Genomic DNA, 14,804 nt, shown 5'->3' with positions numbered 1-14,804 from the left:
AGGGGGCAAGGGTGAAACGGTCAGCGATTGTCGCAGCGGTCATCGGTGGTGCGGCAGCCATCGCAGCCGCACGCCTGACCGCCGCCGGTCCCGGCATCATCCTTGGCGGCACGGGTGAAACCAGTCTTCAACAGGAACAGGCCGCCCTCAAGGCTGCGCGCGTCCAGTCAGCGCAGGCGCGCGAACGGTCCGAACGGCTGGAACAACAGGCCGGGGCCGCCCGTGACGAGGCCGATCAGGCACGACGCCGCGCCGCCGCCATGGCCGCGCGCATTCAACAGGCCGAAGCCGACATTCAGGCCGCACAGGCCCGCATCGCCATCATCTCCCGCATGCAGCGCGCCCAGGCGGCGCGGCTCGCGGCGAAGCAGGAGCCGGTCGTGCGCCTGACAGCGGCGCTTCAGATGATGGCGCGCCGCCCACTGGCGCTCGCGCTGGTGCAACCGGGATCGGTCAGTGACGCGGTGCACATGCGCGCCGTGCTGGGCCAGATACTTCCTGTCATCCAGGAACGCACCGCAGGCCTGCGGGCGGAGCTGGATCGCAGCCGGGCGCTGCGCGAAAGCGCGGAACAGGCCGCAAGTTCCCTGACACAGAGCCAGGCCGACCTGCGCAATCGTCAGGCCGCGCTCCAGACGCTGGAAACGCGCAAGCGGCTGGCGGCAAAAGACTATCGTTCCAGCGCGGATATTGAGAGCGATCGCGCGCTGGCCATGGGCGAGCGCGCACGCGATATCGTTGACCTGATGGACCGCCTGCAGGCGGCTGGCGACCTGCGCGATGCGCTGGCGGCGCTCCCCGGCCCGCTGCTTCGGCCCGCGCGGCCGGATCTGGCTGCCGCTCCTGCGCCAACGGAGAAGCGACAGCCAAACGGACCACCGCCCTACCGTCTCCCGGTCATGGGACAGCTTGTCACGGGAATGGGGGAATTGTCCGAAAGTGGTGTGCGTTCACGCGGCCTGACCATCGTGACGCAGCCAGGCGCGCTGGCGGTAGCGCCGACGGCGGGTCGCGTGGTCTTTGCCGGGCCGTATCGCGGCTATGGGCAGATATTGATCCTGGACCATGGTGGCGGTTGGACGACGTTGATCACCGGATTGCTCCGCATTTCCGCAACCGTCGGGGACAAGGTGCGCCAAGGCGACCCACTGGGCAGCGCGGGGCTGGGACGGCCAAGCATAACCATTGAATTGCGGCGCCACGGACGGCCAGTGAACATCGTACCGCTGCTGGGATCAAGGGGGGCGTAGGCGAGCGCTCAGCGCCGCCAGCGCGCCCAGATCGCCGTCGGCAGGGACAGGCCCCGCGCTTCCTCACGCACCGCCAGCTCACCCGCCTCCACCTCTCCGGGCAGATCGGCGAAGACTTGTCGCAGCAATTCCCCGATCGCCAGCGCCGACATTCGAACCGCATAAACTGTCAGGAACAGGAAACGGCTGTCCGCATCGAGCAGCTGCCGGCAATTGGCGATAAGCCCTGGCAGATCCTCCTCAAGCCGCCAAATCTCACCATCAGGCCCGCGACCATATTTGGGCGGATCCAGCAAGATGCCGTCATAGCGCCGCCCTCTTCTCACCTCGCGTGCAACGAATTTGGCCGCATCATCGACGATCCAGCGCACCGGCCGGTCCTCCATGCCCGATGCGGCGGCGTTGGCGCGTGCCTGCGCCACGGACTTTTTCGACGCATCGACATGGACCATCTGCGCGCCCTCAGCCGCCATCGCCAGCGTACCGACGCCGGTATAGCCGAACAGGTTCATCACCTGTGGCTGCTCCACGCCATCGACCTGCCCGCGCATCCAGTTCCAGACCGGCGCCATGTCAGGGAAGAAGCCCAGGTGGCGAAAGGGCGTGCAATTGGCCTGGAAGGTCACTTCCTTCCAGCTAAGTGGCCACCCTTCCGGCGGAACCGGCCGGGCGTGAACCCAGCGGCCGCCACCTTCCTCGTCAGAGCCGGGCACGAACTCGCCATCGGCCTGCCAATCCGCGTTGGCTGGCGCCCACATGGCCTGCGGCTCGGGTCTGATGAACCGGAAACGGCCGTAGCGTTCCAGCTTCCGGCCGTGACCTGAATCTATCAGGCCGTAATCGGGCCAAGGCTCGCCAATGAGGGTGTCGAGCTTCATGCCCGCGGCGTAGCGCGCTCCGCGACATAGGCGGTTATCGCGTCAAAGGTCGCAGGCAGCTTGGCATAGGCTTCCTCGCGGGCGAACAGATCCCCCATCCGCGCTGGCAACGGGGGGCGAATACCTGTTGCGCGCTCGACGGCCTCGCGGAACTTGGCCGGATGCGCGGTCGCCAGCGTCACGATCGGAACGCTCGCATCGACTTCCAGCTCGCGCGCGGCGGCAAGCCCCACGGCAGTATGCGGATCGATCACCTGGCCCGAACCATCGAAAGCCCAACGGATCGCCATGTTCATCGCATCGCCATCAACACGAGCAGACGTCAGAAGCTTCCCGGCGCCTGCCCGCTGCGCATTGGTAAGGCGCATCGCGCGGCTCGTCTCAAAACCCTTCATCTGTGCGGAAAGGGCCGCGCCATCCCGCCCTCCTGCGTCGAACAGCAACCGCTCGAAATTGGAGCTGATCTGGATGTCCATGCTGGGCGTTGCCGTCTGGACCACCTGGCCCTGGCTATAGTCGCCGTCTGAAAGTGCGCGGTGGAGAATGTCGTTCACATTGGTGGCGACCATCAACCTGGCGACGGGCAGCCCCATCTGCGCGGCCACATAGCCAGCGAACACATCGCCGAAATTTCCCGTCGGCACGGAAAAGGCGACGGGCCGCTCCGGCGCGCCAAGGCGAACCGCAGCGTAGAAATAATAGACGACCTGAGCCATCAGCCGTGCCCAGTTGATGCTGTTCACCGCTGACAGATTGAAGCGCTTTGAAAAGGCGGCGTCGTTGAACATCGCCTTTACCAGCGACTGCGCATCGTCAAAGCTGCCCTCAATGGCGATGTTATGGACATTGGGCGCGCGCACGGTCGTCATCTGCCGACGCTGGACGTCCGACACCCGACCTTCCGGGTGCAGCATGAAAATGTCGATCTTCTCGCGTCCGGCGACAGCGTCGATCGCCGCCGATCCGGTGTCCCCTGATGTCGCGCCGACAATCGTCAGATGATCGTCCCGTCGCGAAAGAAACCGCTCGAACAACTGGCCGAGCAACTGAAGCGCTACATCCTTGAACGCCAGCGTCGGACCGTGGAAAAGTTCGAGCAGCCAATGCCGATGATCGAGTTGCACCAGCGGCGTCACCGCCTGATGGCTGAAGCGTCCATAGGCTGCGGTGCAGAGTTCCCGCAACTCTTCTTCCGTCAGTGATCCTGCCACATAGGGCGCCATGACCCGCACCGCGGTTTCGACATAGGAGAGGCCGGCAAGCGCATTGATCTGGTCATCCGAAAGGCGCGGCCAGCTTTCGGGAATGTAGAGCCCCCCATCGGACGCCAGCCCCGCCAGCGTCACATCTTCGAAACCCAGCGTTGGGGCGCTTCCTCTGGTGCTCACATATTGCATGATGGGGACGCCCGGTAACGATGCAGAGACGGAGGAGCAAGCATTTACGACGATCCGCCTGGGGACAGGGTGCGCCTGCGCAGTGCAAGCGCATAGATGAGAGCTGCCACCGCGGCGAAGAGAAACCACTGGACGGCATAAGCGAGGTGGTTGTTGGGGACGTCATCAACGGCCGGCGGCGCAACAGGCTTCAGCCCATTCGGAGCGCGTTCCGCAATCAGCATCGGCCGCAATGGAGGAGCATTGCCAACAAATCGCGAAAGCAGCGTCCTGTGATCCGGTTCTTCCGAGATCCACCCGCCTACATTGCCTCCGTCCCAACTCGGCTTCAGATCCGGTTGCTTGGCGACACCCATTGCGACGAGCGCACCTGGTCCCTCTGCGCCAGTGGAGCAATGCGCGATATAGCGATATCCCACCGACCCATCGGCGGCCCGCCCGGCTTCGGTTTGCCAAGCTACGACATCAAGGCAATGGAGCGACGAGCGACGGAACAGCAATTCGTCGGGGACCGGAGGCGTCCAGGGAAAGCTGATCGCCGGTTTCGCCGGATTCGCCGCCACAAGCGCGAGCGTGGCTTCCTTTTCACCACGCCTTTGCAATTGCCAAACGCCAAGGCCGATCATGACTAGAATTGCGACGACGACAACCAAGGTCGCGAAAAGCGGGAAGCGCCCAAATTTCATAATTGCTACTCCGCTAGCCTGATATCGACAGGTGCTATCGCCAATATCCCGTTGCCGAACCTCTTCGATCCGCGACTGTAAGCGCCACATGGGAACGGCCGTGGCGGAGGAGCAATCAAGGACATGATCGCAGCAGAGATAATTGGCCTCGCCGCAAAAGGAAACGGCCGGATCATGCCCGGCCGTTCGCTATCTGAACGTTGATCGGTGATCAGCCGCCATGCATCGGGGCGCCCCAGCCACCCCAGACGTAGATGGCGACGAAGAGGAACAACCAGACAACATCGACAAAGTGCCAGTACCAGGCAGCGGCTTCAAAACCGAAATGCTGGCGGGGTGTGAAGTGCCCCTTGTAGACGCGGATCAGGTTGACGATCAGAAAGATCGTGCCGACCAGAACGTGGAACCCGTGGAAACCGGTCGCCATATAAAAGGCCGAGCTGTACGGGCTGCCGCCGAACGGGAACGGAGCATGGGCATATTCATAGGCCTGGATCGCCGAAAACAGAACGCCCAGGATCACGGTCAACCACAGACCTGTCTTCAGGCCTTCACGATCGCCATGAATCAGCGCGTGATGCGCCCAGGTGACGGTGGTGCCGGAGCAGAGCAGGATGAGCGTGTTGAGCAGCGGCAGCTCGAACGCATTCATTACCTCGATGCCCTTTGACGGGAACATTCCATCAATCGGCGGGAGTTCGCTGGGGAATAGCGAGAAGTCGAAATATGCCCAGAACCAGCCCACGAAAAACATCACTTCGGAAGCGATGAACAAGATCATGCCGTAACGCAGGTGCAATTGGACGACAGGCGTGTGATCGCCGGCATGCGCCTCGGCGATCACATTGGCCCACCAGCTGTACATGGTGAAAAGGACGCCAGCCACGCCGATCAGGAACACCCAACCACCGCCAGCGGGCATCGCGTCGGGATGCATCCACATAATCGCGCCAACTGCCATAACCAGCGCAGACATGGATCCAAAAAGCGGCCAGATGCTGGGCGGTAGAATATGATAATCGTGCTGCTTGGCGCCTGCCATGACGTACTCTTCCCTGTTCGCGTTCGCGTTATCGTGGATTGCCTTAGCTTGGCTTCTTGTCCTGCTCAACAGGATAGAAGGTGTAGCTGAGCGTAATTTGCTGGGTGTCCCGGTTGTCGGGATCCGCCAGAATTTTTGGATCAACATAGTAGAGCACTGGCATCCGGACTTCCTGGCCAGGCTGCAAGGTTTGCTCCGTGAAGCAAAAGCATTGGATCTTGGTGAAATAGGCGCCAGCCTGAGTCGGCGTGACGTTGAAGCTCGCCGTTCCGGTGACCGGCTTGTCGGACATGTTCTTCGCAATGAAGATAGCCATGTCCCTGGCGCCAACGGTTACCGTATCGGTCCTGCGCTCAGGATAGAATTGCCAGGGCATGCCGGGCTGAATGTTTGAGTCGAAGCGGATAGACATGGTGTGGCCAACGGCCGGCTGCACGTTGACGTTACTGGACGCGCGCTGGGTCGTGCCGCCGAAACCCGTCTGCTCGCAGAAGATGCGATAAAGTGGGACCGACGCGAAACCCAGGCCGAGCATGGCGAGACCTACGCCGGCCATGGCCATCAAAGTTCGCCGATTTCGCCGGTCCCGGTCAAAGGGTGACGGCGGCAAGCTGGCCATCAACGGCCTCCCCCATCTTGGCGATGGTGATGGCGTAGAAGAGGACGACAAGCGCCGCAAGCAGGAGGCCCGTCACAAGCGCGCGCGACTTCTGCCTGCTTCTGACCTGCTTTTCTTCTTCAGGCGTCATGCAAGCAGCCAACGATCAATCACGACCGCTCCAAAGAGAAGGAAAAGGTAGAAAATCGAATATTTGAACAGCCGCCGTTCAGGAGCCATGCGAGCCGGATCGGTCTCCCTGTGCCGGAACACCTGGAAAGCAAAGACGACGAATAAGGCAGTTCCGAGCAGCGCGGTCACCCCGTAAATGAGGCCAGTGAGGCGCAGAAGGACCGGCGCCATCGCCGCCGCCGCCATGATTGCGGTATAAAACCAGATCTGCCGCCGCGTGGCGGCTTCGCCGGACACAACCGGCAGCATCGGAATGTTTGCCGCAGCGTAATCGGTCTTCACGAACAGAGCGAGCGCCCAGAAGTGTGGCGGCGTCCAGAAGAAGGTGAGCGCGAATAGCGCGATCGGCAATGCGCCCACATCGCCGGTCACAGCAGCCCAGCCGATGACCGGAGGAAAGGCGCCAGCAGCGCCGCCAATCACGATATTCTGCGTCGTCCTGGGCTTGAGCCAGATGGTGTAGACGAACACATAAAAGAGGATCGATATCGCGAGAACGGCTGCGGCCAGCCAGTTGGTGGCGACCCCGATCAACAGCACCGAAAAAAAGGAAAGGCCGACGCCGAAGTGGAGCGCGGACTGCCGATCCATTCGGCCCGCCGGCAGCGGCCGATTAGCGGTCCGTTTCATCTTCGCATCAATGTCGGCTTCGTACCATTGGTTGAGCGTCGCCGCAGCGCCCGCACCCAGCGCAATGCAGAGGATGGCCGTGAAAGCCAAAACGGGGTGAATATGGCCCGGCGCAGCAAGCAGGCCACAAAGCCCGGTGAAGACCACGAGCGTCATCACTCGCGGCTTGGTCAGCGCGACGAAATCCCGCCAATGAGCGGGGATCGTGGAAACCGTGCTTGTGGTCTCGAACGGCAAACTTGCCATATGCTCCTCATGCGGCAACCCGGCGCCATTACGGACGCCGGGAATGCTCATACTAGGTCGACGGCGTTAGCCGCTACCTGGCGTCCCAATACCGGGACGCCCTTGTTCGCGCCGATCGTCAGTCGATGACCGGCAGGGTTTCGAATTGGTGGAACGGCGGCGGGCTAGACAGCGTCCATTCCAGCGTAGTGGCGCCTTCACCCCACGGATTGCCTTCCGCCTTCTTGCCAGCGACGAGCGACCAGAAGACGTTCACGAAGAAGATCAGCACGCCGACCGCCATGATCTCATAACCGTGACTGGCGACGCCATTCCAATAAGCATAGGCTTCGGGATAGTCAGGATAGCGGCGAGGCATGCCCGACAGGCCCAGGAAGTGCATCGGGAAGAACAGCAGGTTCACGCCGACGAAGAAGACCCAAAAGTGCAGATGGCCGAGAAACTCGTTGTACATCCGGCCCGACATCTTCGGGAACCAGTAATAGAAGCCCGCGAACAGGCCAAACACCGCGCCCAGCGAAAGGACGTAGTGGAAATGCGCCACGACATAATAGGTGTCATGCAGCACGTCATCCACGCCGCCATTCGCTAGCACAACGCCTGTAACACCGCCCACCGTGAAGAGGAAAATGAAACCCAGGGCCCACACCATCGGGGTTTTGAAGCTAATCGAACCACCCCAGATCGTCGCAATCCACGAGAAGATCTTGATCCCGGTAGGGACCGCGATGACCATCGTCGCGGCCGTGAAATACATCTTAACGTTCACGGACATGCCGGTGGTGAACATGTGGTGCGCCCACACGACGAAGCCGACGACGCCGATCGCGACCATGGCATATGCCATGCCCAGATAACCGAATACTGGCTTGCGACTGAAGGTCGAGATGATCTGGCTGACAATGCCGAAGCCGGGCAGGATCATGATGTACACTTCGGGATGGCCGAAGAACCAGAAGAGATGCTGGTACAGCACAGGGTCGCCGCCACCGGCCGCATCATAGAATGTGGTGCCGAAGTTACGATCCGTAAGCAGCATGGTGATCGCGGCAGCCAGAACGGGCAGCGCGAGCAGCAGCAGGAAGGCTGTGACCAGGACCGACCAGACGAACAGCGGCATCTTGTGCAAGGTCATGCCCGGCGCGCGCATGTTGAGAATGGTGGTGATGAAGTTGACCGCACCCAGAATGGAGCTGGCGCCCGCAATATGCAACGACAGGATGGCCATATCGACGGCCGGGCCAGCTGAACCGCTGGTCGAAAGCGGCGCATAGACCGTCCAACCCGTCCCAGCGCCATTGCCAGTGCCTCCGGGGACGAAGGCAGAACCCAAAAGCAAAGCGAAAGCCGGGATGAGCAGCCAGAAGCTGATATTGTTCATCCGCGGGAAAGCCATGTCGGGCGCACCGATCATGATCGGCACGAACCAGTTGCCAAAGCCGCCGATGATCGCGGGCATGACCATGAAAAAGACCATGATCAGGCCATGCGCGGTGATCAGCACGTTCCAGAGATGATATGCCTGATCAAGCGTGGCATTGGGGCCATCGCTGAACTGCGCCCAAGTCTGTAGATACTGGATGCCCGGCTGGGCAAGTTCAGCACGCATCAGTCCTGAAATCGCGCCACCGATCACGCCTGCAAGGATCGCGAAGATCAGGTAGAGAGTGCCGATATCCTTATGGTTCGTCGACATGAACCAGCGCTGGAAAAAGGCTGGCTTGTGGTCGGCGTCATGATGCTCATGAGCATGGTCGCCGTGATGATCTGCGGTAATGGTTGTCATGGCATCTTGCCCTTACATCAAAGCTTTTCGGCGGGTGCGGCGGCAGGCGCTACGGGAGCGGCAGCAGCAGTCGCTGCCGCAGTTGCACCCTGGAGCTGGCCACCTTGCGAAAGGACCCACTGGTCAAACTGAGCCGGGGGCAGCGCCTCGATCGCGATCGGCATGAAGGCGTGGCGTGCGCCACACAGTTCCGAGCACTGACCATAATAGACGCCGGGCTTCTCGATGGAGAAACTCTTTTCATTCAGCCGGCCCGGCACCGCATCCATCTTCACCCAAAGCGACGGAATGGCAAAGCTGTGAATGACGTCAGCGCCAGTGATGATCAACTTGATCGGACGGCCAACAGGCAGCACGAGACGATTGTCGGGCGCAAGCAGATATGGCTCGCCATTTGCCTCGGCCTTGTCCTTCGGGAGCATGTTCGAAACGAATTCGGGAATGGCGTTGTCGGGGTACTCATAGCCCCAATACCATTGATAACCTGTGACCTTGACAGTCAGCGCATCCTTGGGCGCAGGCTTATACTGGTCGGCCAGCAAGCCGATCGACGGCACGGCGATCACCAGAAGGATAATCACCGGCACCACGGTCCAGATCACTTCGATCAGCGTATTGTGCGAAGTCTTCGAGGGCACCGGATTCGCGCTGCGACGGAAACGGACCATGACATAGAGCATCAGGACCAGCACGAGGATCGAAATGATCGTGATGAGCGGAAGCAAAAGCACATCATGCAGCCAGCGGGCCGTGTGGCCGGTTGGGCTGAACTGTTCCTGCAAGGTGATTTCGCCAGGACGCGGCATGCCTATGCCTTCGGTCGGCTTCATCCGGGCCGGGGCGGCAACTTCGGCAGCGGGAGCCGCAGCATTGGCGCTCGATTCGGTCGGCACGACCGCATTGTCAGCAGCAGCCGCGACGGCGGCATTGTCCTGTGCCAGCGCCTGACTGTTCAACGCCGCAGCCGGCGCAAAGGCCAGCAATCCGGCGAGAACGAGCGATTTCACCATCTTCATAAGCGTCTTCTTACCCCGTAACCCCTTGGCGCCGCTGCAACGAAGGCGCGCGCATACGCGCTCCCCCCGCCCGGTCGGTCTGCCGCGGCTTATAGGCATGGTTTTTTCCTGCCTCAAGCGGGCAGGAGCAGATTTTCTTCGCTGTTGCAACGCCCCTGTCGTCCGCCTATCTCGCACCTCGCGCGCAGGAGCGCGATCATGGGCGTGTCTCATGCTGGAATAAGATGTGCCGGCTGGTTCTGAAACATGGCCCTGGCATGGGCGGATGGATCAAAAATCGGATGACCGACGAGGAAGTATTGGCGGAATTCAGGGCGGCCGGAGCGCTGCTGGAAGGGCATTTCATTCTGTCCTCGGGCCGCCGTAGCGCCAATTATCTGCAATGCGCGCGCGTGTTGATGAACGCCGAACGCGCAGGTCGCCTCGCGCGCGCCATCGTGCAGAAGCTGCCGCGCGAATTGCGGCAAGAAATCGACCTGGTCGTTTCGCCTGCCATGGGGGGGCTGATTATCGGACATGAGGTGGGCAGGGCGCTCGACAAGGATGCAGTGTTTCTGGAAAGGCCCGAAGGTACGTTCGAACTTCGCCGCGGTTTCGCGATCGTGCCGGGTCAAAAAGTGCTGATGGTCGAAGATGTGGTCACCACCGGCCTCTCCTCGCGCCAGGCAATCGAAGCGGTGGAAGCGGACGGCGGCATCGTCATTGCAGAGGCTTCTTTGGTCGATCGCTCTGCAGGCGAAGTGGATCTGGGCGTACCCTTCTATCCGCTCGTCAGCATAAACTTTCCGGTTTATGAAGCCGAAGAGGTGCCACCCGAACTGGCGGCAGTGCCCGCGATCAAGCCCGGCAGCCGGAAGCAATAAGCTATATGCACCAGTCCCCCGCCCATCTGCGCCTGGGTGTCAACATAGACCATGTTGCGACCATCCGGAATGCCCGCGGGGGAGAGCATCCCGATCCCGTGAAGGCCGCGCTGCTCGCGGTGGCAGCCGGTGCGGACGGCATCACCGCGCACCTGCGCGAAGACCGGCGGCACGTTCGGGACGAGGATATCGCCACGCTGATGACGGCGCTCACGGTGCCGCTCAATCTGGAAATGGCGGCGACGCAGGAAATGCTGGACATCGCCTTGAAGCATCGCCCCCATGCCGCGTGTATCGTACCCGAAAAGCGGGAGGAGCGAACGACCGAAGGCGGCCTTGATGCAGCCGGGCAGATCGATGCGCTACAACCAATTGTTCAGGCTCTGAGCGACGCGGGAATCCGGGTCAGCCTGTTCATCGAGGCCGATCCGGTTCAAATCGCGGCCGCGATCCAGCTTGGTGCACCGGTCGTCGAATTCCATACCGGCCGCTACGCTCATGTTTCCGGCACGGAGCGTGTAAACGAACTGCGCCGCATCACGGACGCTGCGGCTCTGGCCGCCAAGAACGGGATCGAACCGCATGCGGGCCACGGACTGACCTTCGACAATGTCGGCCCTATCGCGGCGATCCCGCAGGTGGCCGAACTCAACATCGGCCATTTCCTGATCGGCGAGGCGATATTCAACGGCCTGGAAGGCAGCATCCGGGAAATGCGGCGGCAGATGGACCTCGTCCGTTGATCATCGGCCTGGGTTCCGACCTGTGCAATATCGAGCGGATCCAGCATTCGCTAGACAGGTTCGGCGAGCGCTTCGAACAGCGCGTCTTTACCGATGTCGAAAGAGTAAAGGCCAATCGGCGTCCTTTCACAAAGGCCGGGACTCTCGCCAAGCGGTTCGCGGCGAAGGAAGCCTTTTCCAAGGCGGTCGGCACCGGATTCAAGCACGGCGTGTTCATGAAGGACATCGGCGTCGTGAACCGGGCGGGGGGCGCGCCCACGCTTGAACTGACCGGTGGCGCGCTGGCGCAGCTTCGATCCATGGTTCCCTCAGGTCACAAGCCTGTCATTCACGTCACGCTAACCGATGATCACCCATGGGCGCAGGCCTTCGTCATCATCGAAGCGCTGCCCCAGTGACAGCGGCGTCCCTGAATCCGAGAAGCCTTTCATGACGGCAACCGATATGAGCGAAAACGACCCGCTTTCCCCCGACGAGCCAGCAACCCCGCCGCCCGCCCAAACCGAAAAAGGGTCAATCGATTGGTGGCATGAAGTAAAAAGCATCGCTCTTCTAATCCTGGCAGTGCTCGCGTTCCACAGCTTCGTGGCGAAGCCATTCTACATTCCTAGCGAATCGATGATGCCAGTCCTCCTCAAGGGCGACCGTCTGGTGGTCAGCAAATTTCCCTATGGCTGGTCCTACGTCTCGCCGAGCTTTCATCCCCTCCCCTTCCTGAAAGGCCGGATTTTCGGCCGCCTGCCCGAGCGCGGGGATATCGTCATCGTGTCGCCGCACAACCGGCGGGAGGACTATATCAAGCGCGTGATCGGTCTGCCCGGCGACATTATCGAGGTGCGGGGCGGACAGGTGATCCTTAACGGCGCGGCGGTCCCCCAAAGGGCGCTGAAGCCTGTGCGCATCCCCATCGATGGCAATGCGCCCTGCTCTCCCGCCCAATTCCCGGGCGCGCGTGCGACCGGGACGGACGGACGAAGCTATTGCCAGTTGCCCGTCCGGCAGGAGACTCTGCCCAATGGCAAGAGCTATCTGATAATCGACATGGGCCCCAGTACGCTCGACTGGTATGAACCAGTGCGGGTGCCGGCAAATCATGTGTTCCTGATGGGCGACAATCGGGACAACAGCGCCGACAGCCGCGCTCCGCTGGAGGAAAATGGCCTGGGTGGCCCGGTCCCGTGGGAAGCGATTGGAGGACGCGCGGAGTTCATCACTTTCTCACTGGATGGCAATTCCACATGGAACCCAATCAGCTGGATCCATGGGCTGCGCAGCGGCCGGGCCGGGAACAGCTTGCGACCGGAGAGCGTTGCACCCCCGAAGTAATGGTTGGCAAAAAGGGGCTGGCGATTGCGCGGAAACCATGTCCACATTGAGGAGCCAGGCCCCAGCGAACTGCGCAGCCCCCTAGTTAATCGGGAGATTCAGCGCGCAAGCGTGTGGATCGGCGTGGCGGTGGCAGTGGCGCTGCTGTGGTTTCTCGCCCAGCCGATCATGCTGATCCTTGGCGCGCTGGTCCTGGCCACGATGATGGATGGGGGCACGAGGCTGCTCGGCCGGGTTTTACCCATCAGTCGCGGCTGGCGTCTCACCATTGTTTTGATTTCAGCGGTGCTTTTCCTCGCCTACACCTTTTACCTGACGGGATCGAGCCTGGCGATGCAGGCGCAGGCGATGCGGTCAATCGTCGAGGCGCAAGTGGTCCGCATCGGCGGATGGATGGAGCAACTGGGCGTCACCACAACGCCAAATGACTTCAAAAGCCTTGCCAGTCAGGCCTTCAGTTCCCTCGGTCGGGTCACGGCTGCGGTGGGAACGATGATGGGCGCTGTTACCAGCGGCGTCATGATGCTGGTGCTGGCGATCTTCATTGCGGTCGAACCTCGGCTCTACGAACGGGGCGTTGCCTGGATGCTGCCTATGGGCCGGAGGGTGGGCTTCTACAATGTCGTGGACAAGATGGGCTGGACCTTGCGCCGATTGATGTTCGGCCGGCTGATCGGCATGGCGGTCGAGGGAGTCGGGACCTGGCTTCTCCTGCTTGCCGGTGGTGTACCCATGGCCGGCCTGTTGGGCATCCTCACCGGGCTTTTCGCCTTGCTGCCGAATATCGGGGCGATCATTTCCGGTGTGCTGATCGTGCTGGTTGGATTTTCAGCTGGAGTGAACGCGGGTCTGTACGCCTTTGCCGTCTATCTGGTGGTGCAGATCGTGGACGGCTATCTGATCGTCCCGATGGTCGCCAAGCGCGCGACCGACCTTGCGCCTGCCCTGGTGCTGGCCGCGCAGATTCTGTTCGGCGCGCTATTTGGTATATTGGGACTGTTCCTGGCCGACCCCATCGTGGCGATGATCAAGGTTTATCTGGAGGAACGCTCCAAGGCGCGCGACGATGGTCCCGCCACCAGCGGCATTGTTCGGATCGAATGAAAAAGGCCCGGAAAACCGGGCCTTCATCTAACGCTGGTGATCCGATCAGTTGCCAGGCAATGGCGGCGGGGTAGCGCCGTCCTGCTGCATCATCTGCTGCATCCGCATGATGTCTGCCTTGGACTTGAAATCATGCAGTTGCACATCGAACACCAGCACCGAATTGGCAGGAATAGGCCCAGCCGCCTGCTCCCCATAGCCAAGCTGCGGCGGGATCCAGAGGCGATATTTGCCGCCCTTCTTCATCTTCTGAAGCCCTTCGGAGAAGCCGGGGACCACGCCATCGACGGGCATCGCGGTCTGCGGATTTTCATCGAAGACGGTGCCGTCGAGCAGAGTGCCCTTATAGCCGACCAGCGCGACATCCGCCGCCGTCGGACTGGGGCCTTCGCCCTCTTCCAGCACTTTATACTGGAGCCCCGAATCGGTGGTCATGACGCCGTCTTCCCCCGCATTGCGCGCCAGATAGCTGGCGGGGGAAGGCTCAACGCCGCGCTGCCCGGCCCAGGCCAATCCGCCAGCGGCAACCGCCACGGCTGCAACGCCGATCCAGAGACGCGTGAGCGACCCCTTGGCGATGGGACGAAGGGGAACAGCGGTCGTGGACATGGACCTAAGCCTCGCAGGTGCGGGTGATCAGCAGGATTGGGACGGCCGGACAGCCGCCCCGGATAACGAAGGTCTTAACGGACGCCGTCGCGCTCAGCGCGCTTGCGCTCCAGCTTGCGCGCGCGGCGAACCGCAGCCGCCTTTTCGCGGGCGCGCTTTTCCGACGGCTTTTCGTAGTGACGGCGCAACTTCATCTCGCGATACACACCCTCGCGCTGCAGCTTCTTCTTGAGCGCGCGCAGGGCCTGGTCGACATTGTTGTCGCGAACGATGATTTGCATAAGCCAGTCAAACTCCAGTCGAAAGAGGCCAGATTGCCAGGAGACAAAAACCCCTCCCAACGGGCCTACCGAACGTAATAGCGATGAGTCGTCGCAGGCCAGCCTGCGCCGTGTGGGGCGCGCCCTATCAGCAGAGTCGGCCAAATTCAACCCTAAA

17 protein-coding genes are annotated in these 14,804 nt (G+C 61.6%); 6 read left to right on the top strand and 11 right to left on the bottom strand.

The features are described from left to right. Positions 1-11 precede the first annotated feature (11 nt). Positions 12-1,250, top strand: coding sequence for a murein hydrolase activator EnvC family protein (locus B6S01_RS09950; RefSeq protein ID WP_037462833.1), 1,239 nt, complete (start codon positions 12-14; stop codon positions 1,248-1,250). A gap of 8 nt (positions 1,251-1,258) precedes the next feature. Here B6S01_RS09950 and B6S01_RS09945 read toward each other — a convergent pair whose 3' ends face one another. The 9 genes from B6S01_RS09945 to coxB all read right to left on the bottom strand — a co-directional run bounded on the left by B6S01_RS09945 (position 1,259) and on the right by coxB (position 9,721). Continuing rightward, positions 1,259-2,128 carry a class I SAM-dependent methyltransferase gene (locus B6S01_RS09945; RefSeq protein ID WP_037462834.1) on the bottom strand — a complete coding sequence of 290 codons (870 nt, stop codon included), beginning with the start codon at positions 2,126-2,128 and terminating at the stop codon, positions 1,259-1,261. Continuing rightward, positions 2,125-3,525, bottom strand: a complete 1,401-nt coding sequence (thrC, locus tag B6S01_RS09940; protein ID WP_037462835.1) for a threonine synthase — start codon at positions 3,523-3,525, stop codon at positions 2,125-2,127. Before thrC ends, B6S01_RS09945 begins: the two co-directional genes overlap by 4 nt. A 44-nt stretch (positions 3,526-3,569) precedes the next feature. After that, positions 3,570-4,211 (bottom strand): SURF1 family protein, encoded by a 642-nt coding sequence (locus B6S01_RS09935; RefSeq protein ID WP_037462837.1) that lies wholly within the window; start codon positions 4,209-4,211, stop codon positions 3,570-3,572. A gap of 211 nt (positions 4,212-4,422) precedes the next feature. Then, complete coding sequence (locus B6S01_RS09930) at positions 4,423-5,253, bottom strand: cytochrome c oxidase subunit 3 (RefSeq protein WP_037462841.1); 831 nt, start codon at positions 5,251-5,253, stop codon at positions 4,423-4,425. Positions 5,254-5,296: 43 nt separating this feature from the next. After that, positions 5,297-5,872, bottom strand: a complete 576-nt coding sequence (locus tag B6S01_RS09925; protein WP_037462844.1) for a cytochrome c oxidase assembly protein — start codon at positions 5,870-5,872, stop codon at positions 5,297-5,299. After that, positions 5,844-6,002 carry a hypothetical protein gene (locus tag B6S01_RS21345; RefSeq protein WP_197689933.1) on the bottom strand — a complete coding sequence of 53 codons (159 nt, stop codon included), beginning with the start codon at positions 6,000-6,002 and terminating at the stop codon, positions 5,844-5,846. Before B6S01_RS21345 ends, B6S01_RS09925 begins: the two co-directional genes overlap by 29 nt. Next, positions 5,999-6,919: a heme o synthase gene (locus tag B6S01_RS09920; RefSeq protein WP_037462985.1), complete on the bottom strand. Its 921-nt coding sequence runs from the start codon at positions 6,917-6,919 to the stop codon at positions 5,999-6,001. The genes B6S01_RS21345 and B6S01_RS09920 overlap by 4 nt, the downstream gene beginning before the upstream one ends. Before the next feature lie 118 nt (positions 6,920-7,037). Beyond that, positions 7,038-8,705, bottom strand: a complete 1,668-nt coding sequence (ctaD, locus tag B6S01_RS09915; RefSeq protein ID WP_037462847.1) for a cytochrome c oxidase subunit I — start codon at positions 8,703-8,705, stop codon at positions 7,038-7,040. 17 nt (positions 8,706-8,722) lie between these two features. Next, positions 8,723-9,721, bottom strand: coding sequence for a cytochrome c oxidase subunit II (coxB, locus tag B6S01_RS09910; protein ID WP_037462849.1), 999 nt, complete (start codon positions 9,719-9,721; stop codon positions 8,723-8,725). Between the two features lie 281 nt (positions 9,722-10,002). Between coxB and pyrE the strand changes: the two genes are divergently transcribed. The 5 genes from pyrE to B6S01_RS09885 are packed head-to-tail and all read left to right on the top strand — an operon-like array spanning position 10,003 to position 13,757. After that, on the top strand, positions 10,003-10,584 hold the full coding sequence (gene pyrE / locus B6S01_RS09905; RefSeq protein WP_037462986.1) for an orotate phosphoribosyltransferase: 582 nt from the start codon (positions 10,003-10,005) through the stop codon (positions 10,582-10,584). Positions 10,585-10,589: 5 nt separating this feature from the next. Beyond that, the gene (locus B6S01_RS09900; RefSeq protein WP_037462850.1) at positions 10,590-11,327 is read left to right on the top strand and encodes a pyridoxine 5'-phosphate synthase; all 738 of its coding nucleotides are present in this window, start codon (positions 10,590-10,592) and stop codon (positions 11,325-11,327) included. Beyond that, a complete protein-coding gene (gene acpS, locus B6S01_RS09895; RefSeq protein ID WP_037462851.1) occupies positions 11,324-11,725 on the top strand; it encodes a holo-ACP synthase in 402 nt (133 codons plus the stop codon). The genes B6S01_RS09900 and acpS overlap by 4 nt, the downstream gene beginning before the upstream one ends. A 31-nt stretch (positions 11,726-11,756) precedes the next feature. Then, positions 11,757-12,653 (top strand): signal peptidase I, encoded by an 897-nt coding sequence (gene lepB, locus B6S01_RS09890; protein WP_037462853.1) that lies wholly within the window; start codon positions 11,757-11,759, stop codon positions 12,651-12,653. Positions 12,654-12,677: 24 nt separating this feature from the next. Then, complete coding sequence (locus B6S01_RS09885; protein WP_174525927.1) at positions 12,678-13,757, top strand: AI-2E family transporter; 1,080 nt, start codon at positions 12,678-12,680, stop codon at positions 13,755-13,757. Between the two features lie 45 nt (positions 13,758-13,802). On the opposite strand, the gene B6S01_RS09880 is transcribed toward B6S01_RS09885, so the two are convergent. Together B6S01_RS09880 and rpsU are read right to left on the bottom strand one after the other, a co-directional pair. Further along, positions 13,803-14,366: an FKBP-type peptidyl-prolyl cis-trans isomerase gene (locus B6S01_RS09880; RefSeq protein ID WP_037462855.1), complete on the bottom strand. Its 564-nt coding sequence runs from the start codon at positions 14,364-14,366 to the stop codon at positions 13,803-13,805. Positions 14,367-14,440: 74 nt separating this feature from the next. Then, a complete protein-coding gene (gene rpsU / locus B6S01_RS09875) occupies positions 14,441-14,647 on the bottom strand; it encodes a 30S ribosomal protein S21 (RefSeq protein WP_004208618.1) in 207 nt (68 codons plus the stop codon). Positions 14,648-14,804: the final 157 nt, after the last annotated feature.

It is taken from the genome of Sphingobium herbicidovorans (genome assembly GCF_002080435.1).
GTDB lineage: Bacteria > Pseudomonadota > Alphaproteobacteria > Sphingomonadales > Sphingomonadaceae > Sphingobium > Sphingobium herbicidovorans.
This window is presented reverse-complemented; position numbering and strand designations above follow the sequence as displayed.